18 protein-coding genes and 2 tRNA genes are annotated in these 21,332 nt (G+C 71.8%); 14 read left to right on the top strand and 6 right to left on the bottom strand.

Annotated features, from left to right (window positions below; all coding sequences use genetic code 11):
• Positions 1-148: 148 nt before the first annotated feature.
• The 7 genes from ACTJI1_RS07650 to ACTJI1_RS07620 all read left to right on the top strand — a co-directional run bounded on the left by ACTJI1_RS07650 (position 149) and on the right by ACTJI1_RS07620 (position 7,751).
• Positions 149-1,774 carry an ABC transporter substrate-binding protein gene (locus ACTJI1_RS07650; RefSeq protein ID WP_310129201.1) on the top strand — a complete coding sequence of 542 codons (1,626 nt, stop codon included), beginning with the start codon at positions 149-151 and terminating at the stop codon, positions 1,772-1,774.
• A 93-nt stretch (positions 1,775-1,867) separates the two neighbouring features.
• Positions 1,868-2,965 carry an ABC transporter permease gene (locus tag ACTJI1_RS07645; protein ID WP_310129202.1) on the top strand — a complete coding sequence of 366 codons (1,098 nt, stop codon included), beginning with the start codon at positions 1,868-1,870 and terminating at the stop codon, positions 2,963-2,965.
• A gap of 1 nt (position 2,966) precedes the next feature.
• Positions 2,967-4,037, top strand: a complete 1,071-nt coding sequence (locus ACTJI1_RS07640; RefSeq protein WP_440742121.1) for an ABC transporter permease — start codon at positions 2,967-2,969, stop codon at positions 4,035-4,037.
• A complete protein-coding gene (locus ACTJI1_RS07635) occupies positions 4,034-5,722 on the top strand; it encodes a dipeptide ABC transporter ATP-binding protein (protein ID WP_440742120.1) in 1,689 nt (562 codons plus the stop codon). Before ACTJI1_RS07640 ends, ACTJI1_RS07635 begins: the two co-directional genes overlap by 4 nt.
• 10 nt (positions 5,723-5,732) lie before the next feature.
• Positions 5,733-6,605 carry an ATP-binding cassette domain-containing protein gene (locus ACTJI1_RS07630; protein ID WP_440742119.1) on the top strand — a complete coding sequence of 291 codons (873 nt, stop codon included), beginning with the start codon at positions 5,733-5,735 and terminating at the stop codon, positions 6,603-6,605.
• Complete coding sequence (locus tag ACTJI1_RS07625; RefSeq protein ID WP_440742118.1) at positions 6,602-7,600, top strand: D-isomer specific 2-hydroxyacid dehydrogenase family protein; 999 nt, start codon at positions 6,602-6,604, stop codon at positions 7,598-7,600. Before ACTJI1_RS07630 ends, ACTJI1_RS07625 begins: the two co-directional genes overlap by 4 nt.
• 78 nt (positions 7,601-7,678) lie before the next feature.
• Positions 7,679-7,751, top strand: a tRNA-Asn gene (locus ACTJI1_RS07620).
• 66 nt (positions 7,752-7,817) lie between these two features.
• On the opposite strand, the gene ACTJI1_RS07615 is transcribed toward ACTJI1_RS07620, so the two are convergent.
• The 3 genes from ACTJI1_RS07615 to ACTJI1_RS07605 all read right to left on the bottom strand — a co-directional run bounded on the left by ACTJI1_RS07615 (position 7,818) and on the right by ACTJI1_RS07605 (position 10,050).
• Complete coding sequence (locus ACTJI1_RS07615; protein WP_440742117.1) at positions 7,818-8,480, bottom strand: response regulator; 663 nt, start codon at positions 8,478-8,480, stop codon at positions 7,818-7,820.
• Positions 8,477-9,763 carry a histidine kinase gene (locus tag ACTJI1_RS07610; RefSeq protein WP_440742116.1) on the bottom strand — a complete coding sequence of 429 codons (1,287 nt, stop codon included), beginning with the start codon at positions 9,761-9,763 and terminating at the stop codon, positions 8,477-8,479. The genes ACTJI1_RS07615 and ACTJI1_RS07610 overlap by 4 nt, the downstream gene beginning before the upstream one ends.
• Positions 9,764-9,846: 83 nt before the next feature.
• Entirely contained in the window at positions 9,847-10,050 is a 204-nt protein-coding gene (locus ACTJI1_RS07605; protein ID WP_310129214.1) for a hypothetical protein, read from the bottom strand.
• Between the two features lie 187 nt (positions 10,051-10,237).
• Between ACTJI1_RS07605 and ACTJI1_RS07600 the strand changes: the two genes are divergently transcribed.
• Positions 10,238-10,549, top strand: a complete 312-nt coding sequence (locus ACTJI1_RS07600; protein ID WP_310129217.1) for an SHOCT domain-containing protein — start codon at positions 10,238-10,240, stop codon at positions 10,547-10,549.
• A gap of 67 nt (positions 10,550-10,616) precedes the next feature.
• Positions 10,617-11,495: a sensor histidine kinase gene (locus tag ACTJI1_RS07595; RefSeq protein ID WP_440742115.1), complete on the top strand. Its 879-nt coding sequence runs from the start codon at positions 10,617-10,619 to the stop codon at positions 11,493-11,495.
• 49 nt (positions 11,496-11,544) lie between these two features.
• On the opposite strand, the gene def is transcribed toward ACTJI1_RS07595, so the two are convergent.
• Positions 11,545-12,111 carry a peptide deformylase gene (def, locus tag ACTJI1_RS07590; protein WP_440742114.1) on the bottom strand — a complete coding sequence of 189 codons (567 nt, stop codon included), beginning with the start codon at positions 12,109-12,111 and terminating at the stop codon, positions 11,545-11,547.
• Between the two features lie 40 nt (positions 12,112-12,151).
• On the opposite strand from def, the gene ACTJI1_RS07585 reads away from it, so the two are divergent.
• The 5 genes from ACTJI1_RS07585 (at position 12,152) to ACTJI1_RS07565 (ending at position 16,049) form a co-directional block, all read left to right on the top strand.
• Positions 12,152-13,117: a multidrug DMT transporter permease gene (locus ACTJI1_RS07585; RefSeq protein ID WP_440742113.1), complete on the top strand. Its 966-nt coding sequence runs from the start codon at positions 12,152-12,154 to the stop codon at positions 13,115-13,117.
• 93 nt (positions 13,118-13,210) lie between these two features.
• Positions 13,211-14,464, top strand: coding sequence for a glycosyltransferase (locus ACTJI1_RS07580; RefSeq protein ID WP_310129224.1), 1,254 nt, complete (start codon positions 13,211-13,213; stop codon positions 14,462-14,464).
• A 19-nt stretch (positions 14,465-14,483) separates the two neighbouring features.
• Positions 14,484-14,557, top strand: a tRNA-Ile gene (locus ACTJI1_RS07575).
• Between the two features lie 238 nt (positions 14,558-14,795).
• On the top strand, positions 14,796-15,356 hold the full coding sequence (locus tag ACTJI1_RS07570) for a hypothetical protein (RefSeq protein WP_440742112.1): 561 nt from the start codon (positions 14,796-14,798) through the stop codon (positions 15,354-15,356).
• A gap of 42 nt (positions 15,357-15,398) precedes the next feature.
• Positions 15,399-16,049, top strand: coding sequence for a 4'-phosphopantetheinyl transferase family protein (locus ACTJI1_RS07565; RefSeq protein WP_440742111.1), 651 nt, complete (start codon positions 15,399-15,401; stop codon positions 16,047-16,049).
• Here the strand turns inward: ACTJI1_RS07565 and ACTJI1_RS07560 are convergent.
• Together ACTJI1_RS07560 and ACTJI1_RS07555 are read right to left on the bottom strand one after the other, a co-directional pair.
• A complete protein-coding gene (locus ACTJI1_RS07560) occupies positions 16,019-17,323 on the bottom strand; it encodes a M1 family metallopeptidase (RefSeq protein WP_440742110.1) in 1,305 nt (434 codons plus the stop codon). The two genes, ACTJI1_RS07565 and ACTJI1_RS07560, sit on opposite strands and share 31 nt — an antisense overlap.
• Entirely contained in the window at positions 17,320-21,273 is a 3,954-nt protein-coding gene (locus ACTJI1_RS07555; protein WP_440742192.1) for a Pls/PosA family non-ribosomal peptide synthetase, read from the bottom strand. The genes ACTJI1_RS07560 and ACTJI1_RS07555 overlap by 4 nt, the downstream gene beginning before the upstream one ends.
• Between the last annotated feature and the right edge of the window lie 59 nt (positions 21,274-21,332).

Genomic DNA, 21,332 nt, shown 5'->3' with positions numbered 1-21,332 from the left:
GCGTCCGTGTAAAGATCACGGCCGGATCCGCCTCCGGATGCGGGGTCCACGAGCATTCCGTGCTAGGAAAGTTCTCACGCGAAACGGCGATCACGCACGCCTGCAACGACGCCGCCGCGCATCCCACACCAGGAAGAGGTATTCGGATATGACATCCGCACACAACGGCGGACGGCGGTTGCTCGCCGTCTCCGCCGCGTTCGCGGCCGCGGCACTGGTGCTCGCCGGCTGCTCGGGGAGCAACAACGGCTCCGGGGGCGGTGGCGCCCTCACCGTCGGCACGACCGACAAGATCACCTCGATCGACCCGGCCGGTTCGTACGACAACGGCTCCTTCGCCGTGATGAACCAGGTCTACCCGTTCCTCCTGAACACCCCGTACGGCAGCCCGGACGTCAAGCCGGACATCGCCGAGAGCGCGGACTTCACCTCCCCGACCGAGTACACGGTCAAGCTGAAGCCGGGTCTCAAGTTCGCGAACGGCCACGACCTCACCTCGTCGGATGTGAAGTTCACCTTCGACCGTCAGATCAAGATCAACGACCCGAACGGTCCCGCGTCGCTGCTCGCGAACCTGGACAGCGTGTCGACGCCGGACAAGACCACCGTCGTCTTCAAGCTGAAGGTCCCCAACGACCAGACCTTCCCGCAGGTGCTGTCCAGCCCCGCCGGTCCGATCGTGGATGAGCAGGTCTTCTCGGCCGACAAGGTCACGCCGGACAACACGATCGTCAAGGGTCACCCGTTCGCCGGCCAGTACGACATCAGCAGCTACGACTTCAACAACCTGATCGCCTACAAGGCCTTCGACGGCTACAAGGGCCTGCTCGGCAAGCCCGCGACGGCCAAGGTGAACGTGAAGTACTACGCCGAGTCGTCGAACCTGAAGCTCGACATCCAGAAGAACGCCATCGACGTCGCCTACCGCAGCCTCTCGGCGACCGACATCGCGAGCCTGGAGAACAACAACAAGGTGAAGGTCGTCAAGGGCCCCGGTGGCGAGATCCGCTACATCGTGTTCAACTTCAACACCCAGCCCTTCGGCGCCACCACCTCGGACGCCGACGCCAAGAAGGCCCTCGCGGTGCGCCAGGCGGCCGCCGACCTCGTCGACCGCTCGGCGATCGCCGACCAGGTCTACAAGGGCACCTACACGCCGCTCTACTCGTTCGTCCCGGACGGGCTGACCGGCGCCACCACGGTGCTGAAGGACCTCTACGGCGACGGCAAGGGCGGCCCCAGCCTCGACAAGGCCAAGCAGGCCCTCGAGGCGGCCGGCGTCTCCACTCCGGTTTCGCTGAACCTCCAGTACAACCCGGACCACTACGGCCCGTCCTCGGGTGACGAGTACGCGCTGGTCAAGGAGCAGCTGGAGAACGGCGGCCTGTTCAAGGTCAACCTGCAGTCGACCGAGTGGGTGCAGTACTCCAAGGACCGCACGAACGACGTCTACCCGGCCTACCAGCTGGGCTGGTTCCCGGACTACTCCGACGCCGACAACTACCTGTCGCCGTTCTTCATCAAGGACAACTTCCTGGCGAACCACTACGACAACGCCGAGGTCCAGGGCCTCATCGCGAAGCAGGCGGGCACGACCGACAAGGCCGAGCGCACCAAGCTGATCGAGGAGATCCAGGCCAAGGTCGGCGCCGACCTCAGCACCCTGCCCCTGCTGCAGGGCTCGCAGGTCGCCGTCGTCGGCAAGGACGTGAAGGGCGCCGACAAGACGCTCGACCCGTCGTTCAAGTTCCGCTACGCGGCGCTCTCGAAGTAAGAAAGCCCGGAGCCACCAGCTCTGAGCCGACCGGGGGGTGGCTCGCTCACGCAGCGAGCCACCCCCTTCCACGAACCACCACGATTGGCTTCCATGACAGCGACTGTCAGCACCGCGGGCGCGGGAACTGCCCCCGGTCCCGAACGGACGAAGGCGAAGCGGCGATCGGGAGGCGGCCTCGGCCGCTACATCCTGGTCCGCGCCGTCCTCATCATCCCCACCATCTTCATCCTGGTCACCGTCGTCTTCTTCCTGATGCGGTCGACCGGAGACCCGATCACGGCGGCGCTCGGCGGCAAGCTCCCGCCCGCGCAGCTCGCCCAGCGCGTGCACGAGGCCGGGTACGACCGGCCGATCATCGTGCAGTACTTCGAGTACCTCGGCCAGCTGCTGCGCGGCGACTTCGGCACCACGTTCACCGACAACCAGCCGGTGACCCAGGTGCTCCTGACCTACGGCGCGGCGACTCTGGAGCTCGCGTTCTACGCGCTCATCGTCGCGTTCATCGTCGGCATCCCGCTGGGTCTCGTCGCCGCGTACTTCCGCGACAAGGCCCAGGATGCGAGCCTCCGCGTCTTCGCGATCCTCTGCTACGCCACGCCCGTCTTCTTCGTCGGCCTGGTGCTCAAGCTCGTCTTCTCGATCTGGCTGGGCTGGCTCCCCGTCTCGGGGCGCGCATCCACCGGCTCGGAGCTGGAGATGCAGACGCTGGAGAACAAGACCGGCATCTACCTGATCGACGCCTTCCAGACCGGTGACCCGGCGGTGGTCGGCGACGTGCTGCTGCACGCGATCCTGCCCGCGGTCGCCCTGGGCCTGCTCACGGCCGGCATCTTCCTGCGCCTGGTGCGCACCAACGTGATCGGGACGCTGTCGACCGACTACGTGGATGCGGCACGCTCGCGCGGTGTGACGGAGTCGCGGCTGCTCCGCAAGCACGCCTACCGTCCCGCCCTCATCCCGATCATCACGGTCATCGGACTGCAGATCGCGCTGCTGCTCGGCGGCGCGGTGCTCACCGAGACCACGTTCGAGTGGAAGGGCCTCGGCTTCCAGCTGGTGCACTACCTGCAGGCGCGCGACTTCGTCGCCGTGCAGGGCATGGTCGTGCTGCTCGCGGTGATCGTCACCCTCACCAACTTCGTGGTCGACGTCATCGCGGCCCTCATCGACCCGAGAGTGAGGTACTGACATGTCGACGGCATCACTCACCACCCGCAAGCGTCCGCTCTGGGACCGCCTGCCCGTCGTCCACCAGCTCCGGCAGAGCGTCGGCCTGCAGCGCGGGATGCTCATCGTGGGCCTCGTGCTCACGGCCGTCTTCATCCTGCTCTCGATCTTCGCGCCGCTGGTCGCCCCGTACGGCTTCGCGCAGTCGAAGGCCGACGGCAAGTCGTTCGGTGCGCAGCAGCCGCCGAGCGCCGCGCACATCTGGGGCACCACGTCCGGCGGGTACGACGTGTTCTCCCGCGTGATCTGGGGAACGCAGACCGCCATCCTGGTGATCATCGTCGCGGTCATCCTGTCGATCTTCCTCGGCGTGTTCCTCGGGCTCATCTCCGGCTACTTCGGCGGCTGGCTCGACCGCGTGCTCGTCGTCATCTGCGACGCGATCTACGCGTTCCCGTCGCTGCTGCTCGCCATCGTCATGGCCATCGCGATCAGCGGCGGCCAGTCGAGCCTCTGGGGCGGGATCCTGGCCGCGGCGATCTCGATCACCGTGGTCTACATCCCGCAGTACTTCCGGGTGATCCGGTCCGAGGTCGTCCGCATCAAGGCGGAGGCGTACGTCGAGGCCGCGAAGGTGGTCGGCGCCAGCAACACCCGGATCATGGCGCGTCACGTGTTGCGCAACTCCACCCGGACGCTGCCGCTGATCTTCACGCTGAACTCGTCCGAGGCGATCCTCACCCTCGCTGGCCTGGGCTTCCTCGGCTTCGGCATCGAGCCGACCGCGGCGGCCGAATGGGGCTACGACCTCAACAAGGCCGTCGACGACGTGACCAGCGGCATCTGGTGGACGGCGATCTACCCGGGCCTCGCGATCGTGCTCGTGGTGCTCGGCATCACGCTGGTCGGCGAGAGCCTGAACGACCTGGCGGACCCGCGGCTGCGCGGGCGCCGCCGCGCCGCCGCCGCCTCCGGGGAGGTCGCCGAGACCTCGGTGGTCCCGGGCGGAACCCTCACCGCCGGCCCCGGCGGGGTGGACGGTCTCGAGGGCGGGGAGTCCTTCGACGAGCACGGAATCGAGGTGCGTCCATGAGCGACGTCGTCCGGATCGACGACCTGTCGGTCTCCTTCTCCACCGACGCCGGCGCCGTCAAGGCGGTCGACGGCGTCAGCCTGACCGTCGGGCCGGGCGAGGTGCTCGCGATCGTCGGCGAGTCCGGCTCGGGCAAGACCGTCACCGCGAAGACCATCCTGGGCCTGCTTCCCGAGACCGCGACCGCCTCGGGCGCCGTGGTCCTGCGGAGCCGCGACGGGAAGACGGAGGCGGACATCGTCACTATCGACAAGCACCGGCTGCGCGAGGTGCGCGGCACGGATGTCGCGATGGTCTTCCAGGAGCCGTCCACGGCCCTCAACCCGGTCTACCCGGTGGGCTGGCAGATCGCCGAGGGGCTGCGTGCCCACGGCAAGCTGTCGAAGAAGGAGGCCCAGGCCACCGCGATCGAGATCCTCGGCCGTGTGGGCATCCCGGAGCCGGAGAAGCGGGTCAAGTACTACCCGCACCAGTTCTCGGGCGGCCAGAAGCAGCGCATCGTCATCGCGATGGCCCTGGTGCTGAACCCGGGCCTGATCGTCGCCGACGAGCCGACCACGGCACTCGATGTGACGGTGCAGGCCGAGATCCTCGACCTGCTGCGCCGCTGCCGCGACGAGTTCGGCGCGGCCATCGTGCTGATCACCCACAACATGGGCGTCGTCGCGGACCTCGCCGACCGGGTCGCGGTCATGTACCAGGGCAAGCTTGTCGAGGAGGCCGACGTGCGCACGCTGTTCGCGTCGCCGCAGGCCGACTACACGAAGAAGCTGCTCGCCGCAGTTCCGAAGATCGGCCAGGGCCTCGCCGCGACGCAGGACCGCGCGATCGCGCGGGCCGAGCGCCCGCAGCAGGCACCGGTGGTGCAGGCGCGCGATCTGAGCATCCAGTACCCGGGCCGGCTGGGCCGTCCCGGGTTCGTCGCGGTCGACGGCGTCTCGTTCGACATCCGGCCGGGTGAGGTGCTCGGCCTGGTGGGCGAGTCCGGGTCGGGCAAGACGACGATCGGGCGCGCCATCGCGGGGCTGAACAAGGTCACCGGCGGCTCGCTGCAGGTGCTGGGCCTGGAGATGAACGGCGTACGCGAGCGACAGTTCCGCAAGGTGCGCAGCGACATCGGCTTCGTGTTCCAGGACCCGGCGTCGAGCTTCAACCCGCTGCTCACCATCGCGGAGTGCGTCGCCGAGCCGCTCGTGGTGCACGGACGCGCATCCAACGCCCTCGAGGCGCGCCGCCGTGTCGACGAGCTGCTGGAGGCCGTGCAGCTTCCCAAGGCGTACGGCGACCGGTTCCCGCACGAGCTGTCGGGCGGCCAGCGTCAGCGCGCCAGCCTGGCGCGGGCGCTCGCGCTCGAGCCGACCCTGCTGATCGCCGACGAGCCGACCTCCGCCCTGGATGTGTCGGTTCAGGCCCGTGTGCTGGAGCTCTTCGCCGACCTGCAGAAGGAGTTCGGGTTCGCGTCGCTGTTCATCAGCCACGACCTGGCCGTGGTCGACCTCCTGGCCGACCGCATCGCGGTGCTGCACCGCGGCAAGCTGGTCGAGGAGGGGACCGGCGCCGAAGTGCTCGGCAACCCGCGCGAGGCGTACACGCAGCGCCTGCTCGCCTCCCTGCCCGTGCCCGATCCGATCCAACAGGCCGACCGGCGGGAGGGGCTGCACCGGTTGCAGACCCAGAGCGCCTAGGGTCGAGGGTGTGAGTTCCGAGCCCGCCATCGCCGTCAGCGACCTGTCCGTCGAGTACCCCGCGCGGGGCCCGAGCGCCTCGTGCGTCGCCCTGCGCGGGGTCAGCTTCCGTCTGGAGCAGGGCCAGGTGCTGGGCGTCCTCGGTGAGACGGGTTCGGGCAAGAGCACGCTCGCCCAGGTGCTCGCCGGGCGGGTGCTGCCGCCTCGCGCGTCGGAGCCCGGGCCGCGGATCAGCGGCGGCGAGGCGTCGGTGCTGGGGCACCGGCTGCGCAAGGCGAAGAAGCGCGACTTGGCGGAGGTGACCTTCCACGTCGGGTACCTGCCGCAGGAGGCCGCCGCCACGCTGGAGCCCTCGCTGAGCGTGCAGGACAACGTCGCCCTCCCGATCTTCGAGCGCGACGAGCACTACCCGCGCCGGGCCGCGGGGGAGCGCGCGGCGACGATGCTCGACACCGTGCACCTGCCCCTGAGCGTGCTGAACAAGTACCCGTACGAGCTGAGCTCGGGGCAGCGTCAGCGTGTGGCCCTCGCGCGGGCGCTCGTGCTCGGGCCCAGCATCCTGGTCGCCGACGAGCCGACCGCCGGGATCGACGCGACCGTGCGCGACGCGGTGATCGACCTGCTGAGCCAGCTGCGCGAGCACAAGGACTTCACGGCGGTCGTCGTCAGCCACGACCTCGCCGTGCTGCGCCGTGCGACGGATGTGTCGCTGGTGCTCCAGGCCGGCCGGCCGGTCGGCTACGGGCCCATCGAGGACGTGCTCGCCGACCCGGCGCACCCTTTCGTCGCCGGCCTCGCCCGCGCGCTCAAGCCGCCCCAGCGACGCACCGAGCGACGACCGCAGCGTGCCGCGGCACGCCCGAGACCCGAGGAGAACGGATGAACGGCGAAGGACGGCACCGCGCGGTGCTCGCGGACGAGGTCACCGCACTGCCCGAGGATCAGCGCCCGGAGCCGGGTCCGATCGCCGTGCTGCCGAACCCCGAGCGGCAGTTCGTCGACGCCGTCGAAGCGGCCGGCGGCACCGTGGAACCGCTGTCGGAGCGCACCCGCGGCGTCGTGTGGCTGTCGAACAAGGACGCCGCAGCGTTCCCCGCGGTGCTGGAGGAGCATCCCGGCATCGGCTGGGTGCAGCTGCCCTTCGCCGGTGTGGATGCGTTCAGCCGCATCATCGCCGAGGAGGACCGGCCCGGGCTGGTCTGGACCAGCGCCAAGGGCGCGTACGCCCAGCCGGTCGCCGAGCACGCGCTCGTGCTCAGCCTCGCGCTGCTGCGGGTGCTGCCGAAGCGCGTCCGTGCCCGGTCGTGGGCCACGGAGCCCGAGGGGCGTTCGCTCTACGGCCTCGACGTCGTCATCGTGGGCGCGGGCGGCATCGCGCTGGAGCTGATGCGGCTGCTGGAGCCGTTCGGCGTCAGGGTGACGATCGTCCGCCGGTCGGAGTCGCCGGTCGCCGGCGCCGTCCGCACGGTGACCGCGGACCACCTCGACGAGGTGCTCCCGTCCGCCGATCTCGTGGTGATCGCCGCAGCGCTCACCGACGGGACGCGGCACCTGTTCGGGCCCGCGGAGTTCGCGGCGATGAAGGACACGGCGTACCTGGTCAACATCGCGCGCGGGGGACTGGTCGACACGGATGCGCTGCTCGACGCCCTCCGCAGCGGCGCGATCGCGGGCGCGGGGCTCGACGTCACCGATCCCGAACCCCTGCCGGACGGCCATCCGCTCTGGGACGAGGCGACGGTCATCATCACCCCGCACCAGGCCGACACCCCCGAGATGACGGCGCCGCTGCTGGCGGAGCGCATCCGGCTGAACGTCCGTGCGTTCCTCGACGACGGCCGTTTCGTGGGCGTCGTGGACCCTCGGGCCGGCTACTGACCTCGACGCACCCGGGATGCCGGGCCGATTTCCGGAGCGGCGGCGAATCTTGCTAGAGTAGCTTCGCTGATCAAGCATTCCTCGATAGCTCAATTGGCAGAGCAGCCGGCTGTTAACCGGCAGGTTCTTGGTTCGAGTCCAAGTCGGGGAGCGATCGAAACCCCCGGTCTTCTGCGGAAGACCGGGGGTTTTCTCGTTGCCCGGCGACCGTCGGCGGCTACTGCCAGCCCGGCTGCACCAGGCCGGTCTCGTAGGCCAGCACGACCAGGTGCACGCGGTCGCGCGCATCCAGCTTCGTCATGATCCGCGACACGTGGGTCTTCGCGGTCAGCGGGCTCAGGTAGAGCCGCTCGCCGATCTCCGTGTTGGTCAGTCCGTGCGCGACGAGCGCCAGCACCTCGCGCTCGCGCTCGGTCAGCTGCTCGAGCCGCGCAGAGTCGGGGGCGGGACGCAGGCCGCCCGATACGCGCTCGATCAGCCGCCGGGTCACGCCGGGCGACAGCAGGGCGTCGCCGGCCGCGACCACGCGCACCGCGCGGATGAGTTCGACGGGCTCGGTGTCCTTGACGAGGAAGCCGCTCGCGCCCGCGACGATCGCCTGCGCGACGTACTCGTCGAGCTCGAAGGTCGTCACGATCACGATCCGGGTGCCGGCGAGAGCCGCGTCGCCGACGATCTCGCCGGTCGCCCACAGGCCGTCGCCGTCCGGCATCCGGATGTCCATCAGCACCACGTCGGGGTGCTCGCGGCGGACGAGCTCCACCGCGTCGCGGCCGGTCGACGCCTCGCCGACGACGTCCATGTCGTCCTCCGCCTCGAGGAGCGCACGGAAGCCGGCCCGGACCAGGTGCTGGTCGTCGGCCAGCGCGACCCGGATCACGAGAGGCCGCCCGGATGCGACGGCGAGGACGGACGGGACGACGCGGCGGGTACAGCGGCGGGGATGCGCGCCTCCAGCAGCAGACCGCCCTCGGCCGGGGTGCGGGCGTCGAAGGTGCCGCCGAGCAGCTCCGCGCGCTCGCGCATCCCGAGCATCCCGCGCCCGGTGCTGCCCGTGTCGGCGTCCGCGACATCGCCGGGCAGGCCGCGCCCGTCATCCTGCACGCTCAGCACGTACCAGCCGGGTTCCTCCGTGAGCAGGATGGTCGCACGGCTGGCCTGCGCGTGGCGGCCGATGTTCGTGAGCGCCTCCTGCACGATGCGGTACAGGGCGAGCTGGCTCGCGGCGGACGGGGTGGAGTGCAGGTCGGGCCGGTAGTCGACCGTCAGCCCGGCCTTCCGGTACGTCTCGACGAGCACGGGCACGCGGGCGAGGTCGGGTTCGGGAGAGCGGGCGGCGTACCCGTCGGGGCCGCGGAGGAAGCCGAGCACCCCGCGCACCTCCTCGAGCGCCTGGCTGCTGGTGGTCTTGATGGCCTCCAGGCTCTCGCGCGCCTTCTCCGGCCGGGAGTCGAACAGGTGGAGGCCGACCCCCGCCTGCACGCTGATCTGCGACAGCGAGTGGGCGAGCACGTCGTGCAGCTCGCGGGCAATCCGGAGCCGCTCGGCTTCCGCCGCCGCCTCGCGGCGCGCCGCGACGGAGCGGGCCACCTCCCGGTACCGTTCCCGCCGGTTGCGGACCGCTTCGCCCACGCCGACCAGGAGGCACAGCAGCAGAGCGACGATCAGTGGCCGGATCATGGCCGCGGGCTGGCCGCGGAGCAGATAGGCGGCCGCCGGTCCGGCCACAGCGAAGCCGGCGAGCGTCCACCAGGCCCAGACCCGGGCGCCGCGCACGACCGCACCGACGACGGCGAACGCCAGCGGGACCGCCGAGAACGGCGGGCCCGTCGTCACCGCGATCGCCGGCGCGCACAGGGCCGCCACCAGCACGACCGTGAGACCGGGATGGCTGCGCCCGGCGAGGAGCAGGAAGGAGGCGGCGAAGGCGAGCAGCGTGAAACCGAGGGCGACGGGATCCGTCGCCGCGTCCCGGGCCGCGAGGACGACCCCCGGCAGCTGGATGAGGACGGCGACGATGACGGCGAACCAGCGCGCACCCCGGGGCCGGCCGCGGTCGGTCCAGGGCGGCCGTCCCCAGCCGCCGGTCGGCGCGCTCACCGAGGCGTCCGGACCTCCGGAGCGCGCGTCCGCGCCTCGATCGGCGGGCGCATTCCAGGGCATCTCCTCATGCTAGCCACGCGCTCCTGTGCGGACGTCGGCCGATCGGTGTCTCGCGGGTACTCCCGGGGGAGTACCCGGGCGCCTCACGGGTTGTTCTGCGCGTTGAAGCCGCCGTCGTCCGGATGGCGATCGAACAGGTGCCCGAAGGTCGGGCCGCCGAACGACGTCAGGCCGGCCTCCCGTTCGAGCGATTCGCGGTTCTCCGCGTCGTCGTTCTCGTACGCCGCGACCTCGTCGTCCGGTTCCTCGGTGCTGTGGTCGTCGTGCCGTGCCTCGTCCTGGTCCATGCGCGCATCGTACGTCGGTGCGGCGGCGCTCCGACAGGGGGCATCCTCCCGTGGCGCGGCGACGCTCCGCGTGCTCCCGGGGGAGTAGGCCGCGTCGCACCCGCCGGCGGATTCGCCGGAGCGCGCCGCGGACGAGGCTGACAGTGCTGTCCGCGAGAGTCGCGGACCCTCATCGATTGGACACATCATGCTCAGCACACTGGCCACCGCCGTCGCCGCCGCTCCGTGCGTCGTCGCCTACGGCCCGCCGTTCGTCGGCTGGTGGTGGATCTTCATCCCGATCTTCTGGATCCTCGTGTTCGTCCTCATCTTCGGCTTCGCCGGTCGCCGGTGGCGCCGTGCGGCCGCGATGCGCGGCGGCTACGACGGCTGGGGCCCGCGCGGCGCCACCCGCTCCGCCGAGCAGACGCTCGCCCAGCGGTACGCCAACGGGGACATCGACGAGCAGGAGTACCGGGCCCGCCTGGAGGTGCTGCGCGCCAACCGCGACAGCGCCTGAGGATCCCGCTCCGCGCGGCCCGGTAGGATCGACCGGGCCGCGCAGCGCGCGGCGGAGAGGAGGAGCGATGGACGCCGTCGCCCTGGTGGCCGCCATCGTCGCCGCCGTCGCCGCCATCCTCTTCCTCGTTCTGTGGCTCACGGAGCGCACCCGCCGCATCCGGTTGCGCGACACCCGTCAGGAGTCGGAGTGGGACCGCATCGACCGCGAACTCGACCTCGCCGAGCAGGCGGGGCGATTCCGCATCGTCGGCGACCTCGGCGACGTGGCCATCCAGTCCGTCTCGCGGCTGGTGTCCCAGGCGGAGGGTGTCCGCTATTCGGCCGATGCCGACCCGGCGGCGGCCGTCCGCTCCGTCGGGGCGCTCGAGAGCGCCGCCCGCGAGGCGCTCGGCGACCTCCGCCGGCTCCAGGCGGTCGCCCGTGAGGCGCAGGATGCGGCGCTGCCGCAGCCCAGCCTCCATTCGGCGCGCGACCTGTTCCGCGTGCTCCGCGACGCCGGACTGGCGGTCACGTTCCACGAGAACGGGGAGCGTTTCGAGCTGCGCCAGGGGGCGGAGCTCGCGGTGTTCCGCATCCTGCAGACCAGCCTCGAGAACGCGCTGAAGCACGGCGGACCCGGCACGAACGCATCCGTCGCCTTCTCGTGGACCACGGAGGGCCTGCAGGTCAGTGTGGAGGACGACGGCATCCGCGCCGCCGCCCGCCGGCTGGGGCTGGACCGCGACGGCGTGGACCAGGCGACCGCCTACACGATCCGCGATGACGTGGAAGCGCTGACCGAGCACTACGAGGGCGCGGGCATCATCGAGATGCGCGAGCGGGCGGCCCTCTTCGGCGGGACGCTCACCGCGCAGACCATCCCGGGCGTCGGCTTCACGCTGTCGGTCGTGTTCCCGGCTCTCCGCCACCACAACGGCGTGCACGGGGTCGACCTCCGGCGCTGACGCTGCGCGCGGTGGCGCCGCCCTCTGCCGAAGCCCGCGGCGGGTGAGGTCAGTCCTCCAGGTGATCGCGCCCCGGCAGCCAGCTGAGCCCGGGCACGCCCCAGCTGTTCTTGCGCTGCGTCTTGAACGCGGCCTTGCCGTAGGGATGCGTCAGCCGGTCGACGTAGAGGATGCCGTCGAGATGGTCGTACTCGTGCTGGAAGATTCGGGCGAGCCAGCCCTCGGCGCGCACCTCGTAGGCGGCGCCGTCGAGGTCGGTCGCCTGCAGGATGGCGCTCTGCGACCGGCGCAGCGGGAACCGCTCGCCGGGGAACGACAGGCACCCCTCGGACTCGGAGTCCTCGTCCGGCTCGCCGACGGCCGCCGGGCTGAGCCAGAGCGTCGGGTTGATCGCGACACCGCGGTGCTGCACGCCGTCGTCGTCCGTCCAGCCGTAGACGAAGAGGCGGAGGGGCACACCGACCTGGGGCGCCGCGAGGCCGACGCCCGGGGCCTCATCCATGGTCTCGAACATGTCGGCCACCAGCGTGCGGATCTCGTCGTCGATCTCCGCGACCGGGCGGGCGGGGGAGTGCAGGACGGGGTCACCGGTGATCCGGATGGGGAGGACGGCCATTCAGCAAGACTATCCGGATCATTCCCGGTAGGGTCGTGGGGTGGGTACGGAACTGATGGACGCTTTCGACCTGTCCTATCAGCCCAGCCAGCTCCTGGGCATCCCGGTCGCGCTCGTCGGTGCCGTGTTCCTGTCCGTCGGCGCTCAGCTCCAGCACCACGGTGTCGCGAAGGTCGAGGCCACCGCGGGGCGCGCCGAGAGCGGGCTGAACCCGCGCCAGCTGGGCCTCCTGCTCGCGCGGCCGTCGTGGGTCATCGGGACCCTGCTGCTCGGTCTCTCCATCGTCTTCCAGCTGGTCAGCCTCAAGCTGTCGCCGATCATCCTGGTGCAGCCGCTCGGCGTCGTCGGACTGGTCATCACCAGCATCCTGAACGCCCGGGTGAGCGGTGTGAAGCTCAACCACCAGTCGGTGATCGCCGTCACTCTCTGTGTCAGCGGTGTCGGCGCGTTCGTGCTGCTGGCCGCCGTCTTCGCGCGCGACCTGCCGGTGACCAGCCGGGCGCTGGTCGTCATCCTGATCATCCTGGCGGTCGTGCTCATCGCTTTCGGCGTGCTGTTCGCATTCTTGCGGCACCGCTTCAAGGCGATCATCTACATCGTCGGCGCCGGCGTGCTGTACGGCTTCGTTGCGACGCTCGCCAAGGTGGCCATCGACCGCATCTCCAACCAGGAGTGGGACTGGCTGCTCGTCGCCTGCATCGTCGCCCTCCTGCTCGCCGCCGTGCTCGGCGCGTACTTCGTGCAGAACGCCTACTCGTCCGGCCCGCCGGACCTGGTCATCGCCGGTCTCACGGTGATCGACCCGATGGTCGCCGTCACGATCGGCATCGTCGTCCTCAACGAGGCGGCCGGTGCGCCGTGGTGGGCGATGGTCGGGTTCGCCGTGACCGGCGCCGTCGCCGTGCTCGGCGTGTTCCGGCTCGCGAAGTACCACCCGCAGAGCGCCTCGGACGCGCCGGTGGCCGACCGCATTACGGACGTGGCGAGCCAAAGCGGCTTAGACTAAGCGCTTGAACCGACCGGGCGAACACGAGCCCGGGCCGCGAACGCCGTCGCCGGATTCGCCATCCGAAGCCCACGACCGTAGGGAACGAACCACGTGCCTGATACGAGCGGACCGCATCCCACCCCGCCCGCCCCGGCAGTCAAGAAGCCGTTGACCATCGTCATGGGGTGCGACACCTTCGCACCCGACGTCAACGGCGCCGCCCGTTTCGCCGAGCGCCTCGCCGCCGGCCTCGTCGAGCGCGGCCACGACGTGCACATCGTGGCCCCCGCGGCCAGCCGCACCCACGGCACGTGGATCGAGGAGCACGAGGGTCAGAAGATGACCGCCCACCGGCTCCGCAGCTGGCGCTGGTACCCGCACGACTGGCTGCGCTTCGCCCTGCCGTGGATGAGCAAGGCGAACGCGCGTCGTGTGCTGGATGCCGTGAAGCCGGACGTCGTGCACTTCCAGTCCCACATCGTGGTCGGCCGCGGTCTCGCCGCGGAGGCCGAGAAGCGCGGCATCCGCATCGTCGCCACCAACCACGTGATGGCCGACAACATCGTCGAGTTCACGCTGCTGCCGAAGTTCCTGCGCAAGACGTTCGTCAAGCTCGCCTGGGCCGACGCCCGGAAGAGCTTCGACCGCGCCGAGTCGGTCACGACGCCGACGCGGAAGGCGGCCGAGTTCCTGGAGGCGTCGACTGGCCTGCGCGGCGTCCACGCGGTCTCCTGCGGCATCGACGCCCACAACTACACGCCCGACTTCTCCCCGCGCACGGCCAACCGCATCCTTTTCGTCGGCCGCGTGACCGGCGAGAAGCACATCGACGTCCTCCTGAACGCGGTCAAGCTGCTGCCCGAGAGCCTGGATGCGCGGCTGCAGATCGTCGGCGGCGGCGACCAGCTGAAGAACCTGCAGACGATGTCGGAGACGCTCGGCATCTCCGACCGCGTCGAGTTCCTCGGCTACGTCAGCGACGAGGAGCTGCGCCAGGCGTACACGCGGGCCACGGTCTTCGCGATGCCGTCGATCGCCGAGCTGCAGTCGATCGCGACGATGGAGGCCATGGCCTCCGCCCTCCCCGTGGTGGCCGCCGACGCCATGGCGCTTCCCCACCTGGTGCACGACGGAGAGAACGGGCACCTGTTCCGCCCGGGCGACGCGCAGGACCTGGCCGACAAGCTGGAGAGCGTCCTCACGCTGCCCCAGGAGGAGCTCGACCGCCTCAAGCACGCGTCGCTGCGCATCGTCGCGGCGCACGACATCCAGACCACGATCAGCACCTTCGAAAGCCTGTATCGTGGTGAGCCGGTGGCCGACCCGGAGACGGAAGCGGCCTCCAGCGTGTCCGCCCCGGAGTGACCGGGGCCGTCGCGCGACCGGGGCGGTAGCTCAGCTGGTCAGAGCAGGGAACTCATAATTCCTCGGTCACGGGTTCAAGTCCCGTCCGCCCTACGCACGCGTGCTTGACGCCAGCAGCCAGTATCCGGAACGTAGCGTGGATGTCGCGGCGCGGCTTGCTCGCTCACTCTTCCTTGTACCCTCTCCTGTCGGAGTCTAGAGACGGATGAACCTGAAGCGAGCGGGAAGGTTCAGGTTGGGCGAACCCAGCTTCCGGCGACCACCGCGACAGCCGACGGCGGATCGTTCAATCCCCTAGCTATTCCGCGCGTCCGGAGTACCGTGACGCTTCATGAACACAACTGGATGGATCATCCTGATCGTCGTCGTGGTGGTCGTGATCGTGGTGATCGCCATCATCGCCGCCACCGTCGGCCGCAACCGCAAGCGCGAGGCGGACCGCCGTCGCGCCGAGGAGATGCGGCAGAACGCCGCGCAGGCGCAGCTCGATGCGCAGGAGCGCGAAGCGAAGGCCGCCCGTGCCGCCGCCGACGCCAAGCAGGCCGAGGTTGACGCGGAGCGCCTGCGCCGTGAGGCGCAGGAGCGCGAGTCCGCCGCAGCCGACGCGCGCGCCCAGTCGGATGAGCAGCTGCGGAAGGCCGACCACGTCGACCCCGACGTGCGCACCGACCGCCACGGCAACCGCGTCGACGACGGCGCGCGTGCCGCCGACGACCGCGCCGCGGCAGGCGCAGCGCCCGACGGGACCGCACCCGCCGGCACCGCCCCGGCGAACACCGCGCCCGACGCCGCTCCCGCCGCTCCGGCCGCCCCGGTCGACGACTCCGCCGCGCGCGGGCCGCGCCACGAGGCGCCCCGCTTCGACGACGGCAGCAGCACGACCGGCCGCTGATCCCGTAGCATCGGTCCGTCGAACGCACGGACGGAGGACGCGATGCCCCCCTTCGTCGTGGTGCCCTACGACACCGCAGACCCGTCCATCGTCGCGGCGCTCTCGCCCGGCGACCGCGCCCGCCTCGCCGCATTGAGCGACGACGCGGGCGCGGAACGGCGTCTGCTCGCGGGCCGGTCGGCCCTGCTGCTGGCCGCCGCGCGGCTGGGCGAGCGCGACATCCTGATCGACGCCACCTGCCCGGACTGCGGCCGCTCGCACGGCCGGCCCACGGCGCCCGGTGCCGAGGCGCCGCTCTATCTCTCGCTCGCGCACGCCGCCGGCGCGGCCTTCGCCGTGGCGTCCCGCACCCCGGTGGGCATCGACGCGGAGCCCGTAATGACCCCGCCGGCACGGCTCGCCGCCATCGACGCCCTCGCGCCCGGCCGGTCGCATCCGCTCCGCCGCTGGACGGCCGCCGAGGCGGTGCTGAAGGCCGACGGCCGGGGCCTTCGCGTCGCACCCGGCGAGGTGCGGCTCGGATTCCGCCGCGCACGGCTCGACGACCGGCGATATCGTGTCCGCACCACGCACGCCGCGGGGTGCGTCGTCACCGTCGCCGAGCTGCTGCCTCCGGCGGACGGGCGTGGCGCGGCGGGCACGCCCGGCCGCCCCGCCACCCTCTACCCGGAGAGCGACGGCAGCCGCGTCTGACGCAGCCACTCGTCGAAGAACGTCCCCAGCGGCTCCTCGGCGACCCGCTCGGCCAGCGCCTCGAAGTCGGCGCTCGTGACCGTCCCGAAGCGGTGGATCCGCGTCCACTCGCGCAGCAGGCCGAAGAAGCGCTCGTCGCCGATGCGGTTCCGCAGCGCGTGCAGCAGGCAGGCTCCGCGCTTGTAGACCCGGTCGTCGAACATCGCGTCCGGTCCCGGGTCGCCGAGCAGCAGGTCCTTGGGCGCGATCCGCAACCGGGCGTGGTGGGCACGGGCGTGCGTCGCGGCGGAGAGCCCGCCGGACGCCTCCGACCACAGCCACTCGGCGTAGCAGGCGAACCCCTCGTTGAGCCAGATGTCGTGCCAGGATGCGAGGCCCACGCTGTTCCCGAACCACTGGTGCGCGAGCTCGTGCGCGATCAGCCGCTCAGACCCTCCACGCCCGTCGGCGTGCGTCGACCCGAAGGTCGCCATCGCCTGCGATTCGAGGGGGATCTCCAGCGGGTCCTCGGTGACCACGACCGTGTACGACGGGAAGGGATACGGCCCGAAGAGCTCCTGGAAGCTCTCGAGCATCCGCCCCACCGGCTCGAAGTCGTGCAGCACCCGCCGGGCGAGCGCGGGCGGGTAGGCGACAGCCCATTCGACACCGGCCGTGTGCCTCCGCTCGAGGGTGTATCGGCCGATCTGCACGGCCGCGAGGTAGGTCGCGGTCGGCTCCTCGCGTTCGAAGACCCAGGTGCCGCGTCCGCCGCCGACGCTGTGGCTGGTCGGCTCGCCGGTGGCGACGACGGTGTACGCCTGCTCGGTGGTGACGCGGATGCGGTAGGCGGCCTTGTCGGACGGCCGGTCGTTGCAGGGGAACCACGTGGGCGCGCCGGACGGCTGCGCCGCCACGATCGCGCCGTCGGTGAGCTCCTCCCAGCCCAGGGAGCCCCAGCGCGTGCGCCGCGGAGCGGGGGAGCCGTCATAGGCCACCTCGACCGTGAACTCGGCGCCAGCCGGGATGGGCGATCCCGGGAGGACGCGCAGATGCGTGGCGTTCTGCGAGAACCGGACGCGCTTCTGGCCGTCCAGCCGCACGCGCTTCGCCTTCAGGTGCACGAGGTCGAGCACGACGGCGCGCAGCTCGACGGTGGCGCGCCCACGGATGACCGCGGTGGCGTCCAGCCGGTTGGTCGCGACCCGGTAGTTCAGGTCGAGGTCGTAGCTCAGCACCGAGTAGTCGTGGGTGCCCGACCGGGGCAGGTAGCTGTGCGGTGGGGCGTCCGTCATCCGCCGACCCGCGCCCGGTACTCGCGCACCACGACCTCGCGCCACGGGCCGATCGGGTTGCCGCTCCAGCGGCTGCCCGCGGGGACCGTCTCGCCGCGCATGACGAGCGACGCCGGTCCGACGGTCGCCTCCGGTCCGATGTCGGCGGCCGGCAGGATGACGCTGTGCGGGCCGAGCGTGCCGCCGCGTTCGATGGTGACCTGGTCCATGCTCATGATTCGATCATGGAACAGGTGCGTCTGCACGACGCAGCCCCGATTCACGGTGGATGCGTCCCCGAGCGTGACCAGATCCGCCTCCGGCAGCCAATAGCTGTCGATCCAGACGCCGGTGCCGATGCGGGCGCCGAGGCTGCGCAGCCACCAGACCAGTGCGGGCGTTCCCGCCGCCGCCCAGGCGAACCAGGGCGCCGCCACCATCTCGGTGAACGTGTCGGAGACCTCGCTGCGCCAGATGAACGACGACCAGAGCGGATGCTCGCCGGGCTTGAGCCGGCCGAGCAGCGCCCACTTCGCGGCGGTGCTCACGCCCGCCGCGACCGCGCCCGCGAGCAGGAGCACCGGTCCGCTCAGGACCACCGCCCAGACGGTTCCCCACGCCGTGTCGATCGCCCCGAGCCCGATCACGACGCCCAGCCCGATCGCGCACGTGACGAAGACGGGGACGATGCGCAGCAGCTCCCACGCGGTGCGCGCGACGCGCAGGGCCGTCGGGGGCTCGAACGTGCGGCTGAGGTCCGCATCCTGGGCCTGACGGCGGAGCCGCACCGGCGGGGAGCCGAGCCACGACGACCCTGCCTTCGCCTTGCGGGGGGCGAACGACAGCACGGCCACGAGGCCGTCGCGCGGCACGCGGTTGCCGGCCCCGGCCATCCCGGAGTTGCCGAGGAAGGCGCGCGCTCCGATGTCGACCGCGGCGATGCGCACGTACCCGCCGCCGAGCTCGTACGACGCGACCAGCGTGTCGTCCGCGAGGAACGCGCCGTCGCGGATGCGGGTCATCCGGGGGAGGAGGAGAACCGTGGACGCCTCGACGTCCTTGCCGACGCGCGCTCCGAGCATCCGCAGCCAGACAGGGGTGAACAGGCTGGAGTAGAGCGGGAAGAGGACGGTGCGCGCGAGGTCGAGTAACCGCTCGGTCGACCACGCCTGCCAGCCGACGCGGCTGCGCACCGGGTAGACGCCCTCGCGCATCCCGATGCCCAGCAGGCGCACGAACAGCACCACGCTGACGGCGAGCACCAGCCCGGCCGCCAGGGTGCCCGGGACGAGCCCGGCGGCCGCCCGGGCGGCGACGTCGCCCCACGAGACGGCGCCGCGGACGAACGCGGCGACGACCGCCGCGCCGGCCGCGAGCGAGACGACGGGCACCAGCGAGACGACCAGGGACGCGAGCGCGTACGCAGCCACCCAGCGGGTCCGCCGCGGCGGACGCTCGGCCGGCCACCAGTCGTGCGCGCGGCCGACGCGCACGGCGGGGGAGCCCGACCAGTTCTGGCCGGCGGGCACGCGGCCGAACACCGCCGAGCCGGGGGCGACCGTCGCGTTCCGGCCGATCTTGGTGCCGGGCATCAGCGAGCTGCGCGCGCCGACCGCGCTGCCGGCGCCGATCCGGATCTCCCCGATGCGGACGACGTCCCCGTCGATCCAGTACCCGGCGAGGTCCACCTCGGGTTCGATGGAGGCGCCCGCGCCGATGCGCAGCATCCCCGTGACCGGCGGGAGGGTGTGGAGGTCGACGCCGCGGTCGATCGTCGCACCGAGCGCTCGCGCGTAGTAGAGGATCCACGGCGCACCGGCGAGGCTGGCGGCGCCGATCTGGTGCGCCACCTGCTCGGCGAGCCACAGCCGGAGGTGCACGCCGCCCCCGCGCGGATGGTCGCCGGCCTTGACCCCGGCGAGCAGCAGCCGGGCGGCGACGACCGCGATCGCCATGCGGCCCCACGGCGTGACGAACACGATGAGCCCCGCGATCAGCCAGACCGGGTCGACGACGGGCAGAACGTCGAAGCCACCGACCGGGCGCAGCAGGAGGGCCGCCGTCAGGAGGTAGAGCAGCCAGCGGATGCCGCCCAGGATGAACAACGGCACCCCGAGCACGGTCTGCAGCGCGCGCATCCGGAGCGGGGTGGGCGGCACCACGTGGGTGGAGGCGGCGGACGCCGACGGCGAGCTCTCGGCCAGCGCCTGCACCATCGCCCCGAAGCGCGGGGTCGCGTAGATGTCGGCGACCGTGATGTCGGGATGCCGCCGGCGGATCAGCGACACGAGCTGCGCCGCCGCCAGCGACCCGCCGCCCAGGTCGAAGAAGTTGTCGTCCGGACCCGAGACGGGCAGGCCGAGGACGCTCCGCCAGTCGTCGGCGAGCGCCTGCGCGATCGGGTCGTCGGTGACGGCGCCGTCGCCGCCGTCCGCATCCTCGAGCGGCCATGGGAGGGCGGCCTTGTCCACCTTGCCGGAGGTGCGGACGGGCAGCTCGTCCACCACCGCGAGCAGCGGCACCAGAGCGGCAGGCAGTGTCTCGCGCAGGTGCGCCAGCGCGGCGCGGCGGTCGAACGCGCCGGCGTCCGGCACGGCCAGGTAGCCGACCAGCACGTCGTTGCCCGCCGAGGAGCGCCGGACGGCCGCCGCGGCGCCCGAGACGCCCGGCAGCTGCTGGAGCGCCGCCTCCACTTCGCCGAGCTCGATGCGGCGGCCGCCGAGCTTGACCTGGTCGTCGGCGCGGCCCAGATAGAACAGCCCATCCGGATCGAAGCGCACCAGGTCGCCGCTGCGGTAGGCCCGCTCCCAGCCGAGGGACGGCATCGGGGCGTACTTCTCGGCGTCCTTCGCGGGGTCGAGGTAGCGGGCCAGGCCGACGCCGCCGATGACGAGCTCGCCGCTGTCGCCGTCCGCGACCGGGGCGCCCTGCGCATCCACCACCGCCAGGTCCCAGCCGTCGAGCGGCAGGCCGATCCGCACCGGCTCGCCCGCGACGAGGGGAGCGGCGCAGGCAACCACCGTGGCCTCGGTCGGGCCGTAGGTGTTCCAGACCTCGCGGCCCGGCACGGCGAGCCGGCTCACCAGCTCCGGCGGGCACGCCTCGCCGCCGAAGATCAGCAGCCGGACGTTGTCGAGCGCATCCACCGGCCACAGCGCCGCGAGCGTCGGAACGGTCGACACGACGGTGATCCGCCGGGCCGAGAGCCACGGGCCGAGATCCATGCCGGTGCGCACGAGCGACCGGGGCGCCGGGACGAGGCACGCGCCGTGGCCCCAGGCCAGCCACATCTCCTCGCACGACGCGTCGAAGGCCACGGAGAGGCCGGCGAGCACGCGGTCCTGCGGGCCGATCGGCTCCTCCTGCAGGAACAGTCGCGCCTCGGCATCCACGAACGCCGCCGCCGACCGGTGCCGGACGGCGACGCCCTTCGGCGTGCCGGTCGAGCCCGAGGTGAAGATGATCCACGCGTCGTCCTCCGGCGTCGGCGGTTCGACGACCGGAACGGCGGCGGTGCTCGGATGCGGGGCCTCGGCCGCGAACACCGGCTCCGGCCGCGCCTCGCCGTGCACCTGGAGTCCGGCATCCGTGAGCACGGCACGCACACCCGCTTCACTGAAGACCAGCTCGGCGCGCTCCTCGGGGTCGTCCACATCCACCGGCACGTAGGCCGCGCCGGCGGCGAGCACGCTCAGGATGGCGAGGTACAGCTCCCGGGTGCCCGAGCTCATCCGCACGCCGACGCGGTCGCCGCGGCTCACCCCGCTCTCGTGCAGCCGGGCGGTCCCGGCCCAGACCCGGGCCAGCAGCTCGCGGTAGCTCAAGGCGCCGGCGGCATCCTCCAGCGCGGAGGCGTCCGGGTAGCGCCGGGCGGTGTCGGTGAGGATGTCGATCAGCGTCCGCGGGGGAGGTGCGGCATCGCCGCGCAGCAGCAGCCCGGCAGAAGGACCCGCGGCGCGGACGGGCCCGATCGGGTCGTCCTCGAGCGGAAGGTCGGCTGTCGGTCGCTGGACCGCGTCGGGCACGTCGG

This window comes from Leifsonia sp. 22587, assembly GCF_052044215.1.
Taxonomy (GTDB): Bacteria; Actinomycetota; Actinomycetes; order Actinomycetales; family Microbacteriaceae; genus Leifsonia; species Leifsonia shinshuensis_C.
Note: the sequence above shows the minus strand (reverse complement) of the source record. Positions and strands in the feature narration are given on the sequence as shown.